Source organism: Segeticoccus rhizosphaerae (genome assembly GCF_009192725.1).
In the GTDB taxonomy this organism is placed as follows: domain Bacteria; phylum Actinomycetota; class Actinomycetes; order Actinomycetales; family Dermatophilaceae; genus Segeticoccus; species Segeticoccus rhizosphaerae.
The window spans coordinates 1-4,632 of the sequence record NZ_VOHR01000291.1; the positions used below are offsets into that span (position 1 = coordinate 1).

Sequence of the window (4,632 nt, forward strand, 5' to 3'; positions counted from 1 at the left end):
CGCGCCGGGTCACCTTGATCGCGCCGGCCGCGTTGGCCCGCCTCGCCGCCTCGATCCACGCCCGGCCCGCGGCACGGCATGCGCACAGCACCCCCGTGTGGGTGTCTCCCGCCCCGTTGGTGTCCAACGGAATCTGCGGGAAGCCCTCGACATACGTGCTCTGTCCGCCCTCGCTGAAGACGCAACCCTTCGGGCCGTCCCGCACGATGACGGTCGCCCCGTCCGGCAGGTGGTCTGCCACGGCAACCGCCGACTCGCGGAAGTCCGCGACCCCCGTCAACGCCTCGGCCTCCTCGGCGTTGGAGGTCCACACCGTCGTGTGCCCGAGCGCGCGAGCGCGCACGTCCTCGGGGAGGTCGGCGAAGGCGGCCCCGGGGTCGAGGACCACCACGACGCCCTCGGGCACGGTGTCGAGCCACTGCTGCAACGGCTTCCTCGTCGGGTCGAGCAGCGAGTACCCGCTCACGCAGACGAGGTCTCCGGGTGCCGGCGCGCAGGTCTGCAGGCTCTCCACGGTGATCCGGCGCTCGGCCCCCATCGTCGTGACGAAGGTCCGCTCGGCGGAGGGCTCGATCATGACGAAGCAGATCCCGGTGTCGGCGTCGGGAACGATCGGGCTGGAGAGGCGAATCCCCTCGGCCCGCAGCACCTTCCGCACGAGGTCGCCGTTCGGGCCCGTGCCGTGTGCCCCGGCGTGGAGACACTCCGCTCCCGAGCGCGCGGCCGCGAGCAGGATGTTCACCGCTCCGCCGGCGTACCGGGTGTAGGAGCGGGCCATCGCGTTCTGCCCCCGACGGGGGAGGCCGGCGATCTCCACCACCTCGTCGACGAGGGCCTGAGCCGTGTGGATGACGCGCGGGTTGCCTGCCATGGACGCCGAGTATGCCGTCCCCCCGCCACCGGTGCCTATGCTCACCTCGAGCCGGTTTGCTCACCTCAGGCCGGTTCCGCGTGGTCCAGGAGCGGTTTGAGGTGAGCAAAGCGGGCTGGGACGAGCACGGGTGACGACGTGAGGAGGGAGGAGGTCGTATGGCGGGCACGGACACCGTGGTGGGTGAGGACGGCCTGGCCCGGCCGGTGTGGGCCTCGGTCGACCCGATGCTGCGCGACTACTACGACACCGAGTGGGGCATGCCGGTCCGTGACGAACGGGGGATGTTCGAGCGGATCAGCCTCGAGGCCTTCCAGTCGGGCCTGTCCTGGGCGACCATCCTGCGCAAGCGACCGGCCTTCCGTGAGGCCTTCGCCGACTTCGACCCGGACGCGGTCGCCGCCTTCACCGAGGCCGACACCGAGCGGCTCATGGCCGACGCCGGCATCGTGCGCAACCGGCGCAAGATCGAGGCCACCATCACCAACGCCCGCGCGACGGTCGACCTGCGGAACGAGGAGGGGCTGGTCGACTTCGTGTGGTCCTTCCGGCCCGAGCGCACCCCGGCGCCGCGCACGTATGCCGAGGTCCCCACCACGTCACCGGAATCGGTCGCGCTCTCCAAGGCGCTGCGCAAGAAGGGTTTCGTCTTCGTCGGGCCGACGACGATGTTCGCCCTGATGGAGGCGGTCGGCATCGTCGACACGCACCTGGTCGACAGCCACCGCCGCGGCAGCTCTGGCGTCTGGACCACAGCGTGACGAAGTGACCGGGCAGCGGGGTCGGGTCAGCGGCCCAGTGTCAGCAGCGCCATGTCGTCCTGGGGCTCGGTGCCGGCACGGGTGAGGACCGCGGCCGCGAGCCGGTCGGCGAGGTCCGGGCCTCCGCCGCCGTGCTGCCGGAGGATCTCGCGCAGCGTCGCCTCGCCCAGCTCGTGGCCGTCGGCGTCCCTCGCCTCCGTCGCCCCGTCGGTGTAGAGCAGGAGCGTGTCGCCCCGGGCTAGGTCCACGCTGATCGACTCGAGGTCCACCTGCGGGACCACGCCGACGACGGTCCCATGGCTGGTCAGCGACTCGACCCCGCCGCCGCTCCTGCGAATAAGCGGCGGCGGGTGCCCCGCAGAGGCCAGCTGCAGCCGCAGACCGGTGCCGGCAGAGCTCTCCTGACCCGTGGGCGCGAGGAAGGTGAGCAGCACCATGCTGATGAACTTCCCCTCGCGGTCCACCGCGTTGAGGACGTCGTTGAGCCGCTCCAGCACCTGGGCCGGGTCGTCGGTGTCCGGTGCGAGCACGTGCAGCGAATAGCGGGCCTCGGCGGTCAGGGCGGCCGCCGCCGGACCCTTTCCGCACACGTCGCCGAGGACGATCCACCAGCGATCGCGACCGGTGCGGAAGACGTCGTAGAAGTCGCCGCCGATGTCCAGACCCGCCGTGCCGGACTGGTAGTGGGCCGACAGCGTCACGCCCGGGACCTCGGGGAGCGAGGGCGGCAACAAGGTGGTCTGCAGAACCCTCGTCGTCTCCCGCAGCTCGGAGTAGAGGCGGGCCTTCTCCACCGCGGACCCGGCCCGGCGGCCGAGCTCCACCGCGAGGTCGACGTCGTCGGCCTCGAGCCGGCGGCCCTGGCAGGCGACCAGGGTCATGATGCCGACGCCCTCTCCGTCGGCCACCAGGGGCACCACCAGGTAGGAGCTGATCTCGAACTGGCGCAGCATCCGCAGGTGCTCCGGGTCGGACACACTGGCCTCGAGTGCCTCATCGTCGAACACCGGCACGTACAACGGCTCGAGCGTGTGCAGGAGGTGCTGCAGGGTGGGTTCGTCGGGGTCCTGCGGGAAGCGCTCCATCACGCTCCGTGCCATGGCCACCATCGCCGGCTCTCGGTGTGCAACAGCGGCGTGGTGGACCCGGCCGCCGCCGATGAGGTCGACGGTGCACCATTCCGCGAGCACGCCGATCGCGAGGTCGGCGACCTCCTGCAGCGTGGCGTCCAGGTCGAGCGGGATGTCCAGCAGCCCTGCGGCCCGGGCCAGCATCGACACCCGCCGCCGTGCCGCCTGGGCCTGCGCGGTGGCCCGGCGCTCGGCCGCCCGCACGGCAGCGGTCTCGGACGTGACCCTGCGCTGCCGGGTGACGTCGAGGGTCATCCCGACCAGTCCGACGGCCTTGCCGCCCGGGTCCCGCTGGATCCGTCCGATTACCTGGCACCAGCGGGTCGACCCGTCGGGAAGCACGATGCGGTGGTCGTCGGTGAAGCTGACCGAGGCTGACTCCAGGGCCGCCCACAGCTTCGCCTCCATGGGAGCTGCGTCGTCCGGGTGGATGAGCCTGCGGTATCCCGTGTAGCTGCCGTCGAAGTCCCCCGGCGCCACCCCGAAGATCGCAGCCGTGCCGTCGTCCCATTCCACGTGATCGGTGCTGATGTCCCAGCGCCACGTCCCGACCGTGCTCTGGTGCTCCTGCCCGGCGGCCCCGGCCCTCGAAGCCGGGTCGCCCGGGTCGCCCGGGGGCTCGGCCCCGAGGGCGTCGGGGGCGGGGTTGATCACCATCTGCCCAACATAGGTCACCCACCTGCGCGAGCACAGAGGTTGCTCCCCTGCGCGGGCAGCGTGCTCGGCACGCTTCGCCTGTTCCGCCCTCGCATGCGCTGCTCCCGGCCGTGGCAGGGTTGAGCCATGTCGTCACCACCACCGGACACGACCCGGCCGCCCGAGCTGCGCGCGCCGGTCAACCTGGTCAGCCCGCGAGCCGTGTGGTTCTGGACGGTGCGGGCCCTCTGGGGCTGGGTCGTCCTGCTCGCCGCCCAGGTCGCCTGGTGGTTGCTGGACGCCGACCACGTGACGTGGCACGTCCTCGGTCTGGTGGTCACCGTCGTCATCGCGGCCGCGCACCTGGTCGTCATGCCGCGTTGGCGCTACCGGGTGCACCGCTGGGAGGTCACCGACACCGCCGTCTACACCCAGGCGGGCTGGTTTGACCAGGAACGGCGGATCGCACCGCTCTCGCGGGTGCAGACCGTGGACACCGAGCGCGGACCGCTCGAGCAGCTCTTCCGGCTGGCCAACGTCACGGTGACCACGGCCTCGGCGGCCGGGCCGCTCCGCATCCGTGGGCTCGACCTGGCCGTGGCCGAACGCCTCGTGCACGACCTCACCATCATCACCGAGCACAGCGAGGGCGACGCCACGTGAGCGAGCCGGAGCCGGCCACCACCGACCAGCCCCGGACCGACGAGGAGGCCGGCTGGAGACGCCTCAGCGCCCGGATGCTGATGGTCCATCCCGTGCGAGAGGTGGTGCGCGCCATACCCGCCCTGTTCGGTCTGGTCATCGTCGGAAGCAGCGGCGACCGCGGGCAGTGGTGGTGGGGCCCGGCCGGTGTCGTCGTCGCCGTGACCGCCGGCATCCTGCGGTGGTTCACGACTCGCTACCGGTTCACACCCGACCAGGTACAGCTGCGCAGCGGACTCCTGCGGCGCAAGTCCTTCACCACACCGGCCGACCGGGTCCGCACCGTCGACGTGACTGCCTCGCCGCTGCACCGCGTCCTCGGGCTGGCCAAGGTCGAGATCGGCACCGGGGCCGACGACAGCCGGCTCACCCTCGACTCGCTCCCGACGGAGCAGGCCTCCCGGCTGCGCTCGGAGCTGCTCCACCGCACCAGTGCAGGCATCGCGGGCCCCTCCGGCGCGGGTGCCGCCGGTGCCGTCGATCGTGCCTCCTCGGAGCGAGCTCTCGAGGGAGGCACGATCGACGGCACCGG

The 4,632-nt window shown here is 72.0% G+C and carries 5 protein-coding genes; 3 read left to right on the forward strand and 2 right to left on the reverse strand.

Translation table 11 applies throughout. The annotated features are described in order from the left end of the window. The coding region (locus FRW57_RS17455; protein WP_152186594.1) for a PfkB family carbohydrate kinase at window positions 1–871 on the reverse strand (871 nt) is incomplete at its 3' end. Window positions 872–1,029: 158 nt separating this feature from the next. On the opposite strand from FRW57_RS17455, the gene FRW57_RS17460 reads away from it, so the two are divergent. After that, window positions 1,030–1,632, forward strand: a complete 603-nt coding sequence (locus FRW57_RS17460; RefSeq protein ID WP_137119962.1) for a DNA-3-methyladenine glycosylase I — start codon at window positions 1,030–1,032, stop codon at window positions 1,630–1,632. Window positions 1,633–1,658: 26 nt separating this feature from the next. Here FRW57_RS17460 and FRW57_RS17465 read toward each other — a convergent pair whose 3' ends face one another. Further along, window positions 1,659–3,419, reverse strand: a complete 1,761-nt coding sequence (locus FRW57_RS17465) for a SpoIIE family protein phosphatase (protein WP_152186595.1) — start codon at window positions 3,417–3,419, stop codon at window positions 1,659–1,661. 126 nt (window positions 3,420–3,545) lie between these two features. Between FRW57_RS17465 and FRW57_RS17470 the strand changes: the two genes are divergently transcribed. Together FRW57_RS17470 and FRW57_RS17475 are read left to right on the forward strand one after the other, a co-directional pair. Next, window positions 3,546–4,061 (forward strand): PH domain-containing protein, encoded by a 516-nt coding sequence (locus tag FRW57_RS17470; RefSeq protein ID WP_137119960.1) that lies wholly within the window; start codon window positions 3,546–3,548, stop codon window positions 4,059–4,061. After that, the coding region (locus tag FRW57_RS17475) for a PH domain-containing protein (protein WP_152186596.1) at window positions 4,058–4,632 on the forward strand (575 nt) is incomplete at its 3' end. The genes FRW57_RS17470 and FRW57_RS17475, both read left to right, overlap by 4 nt.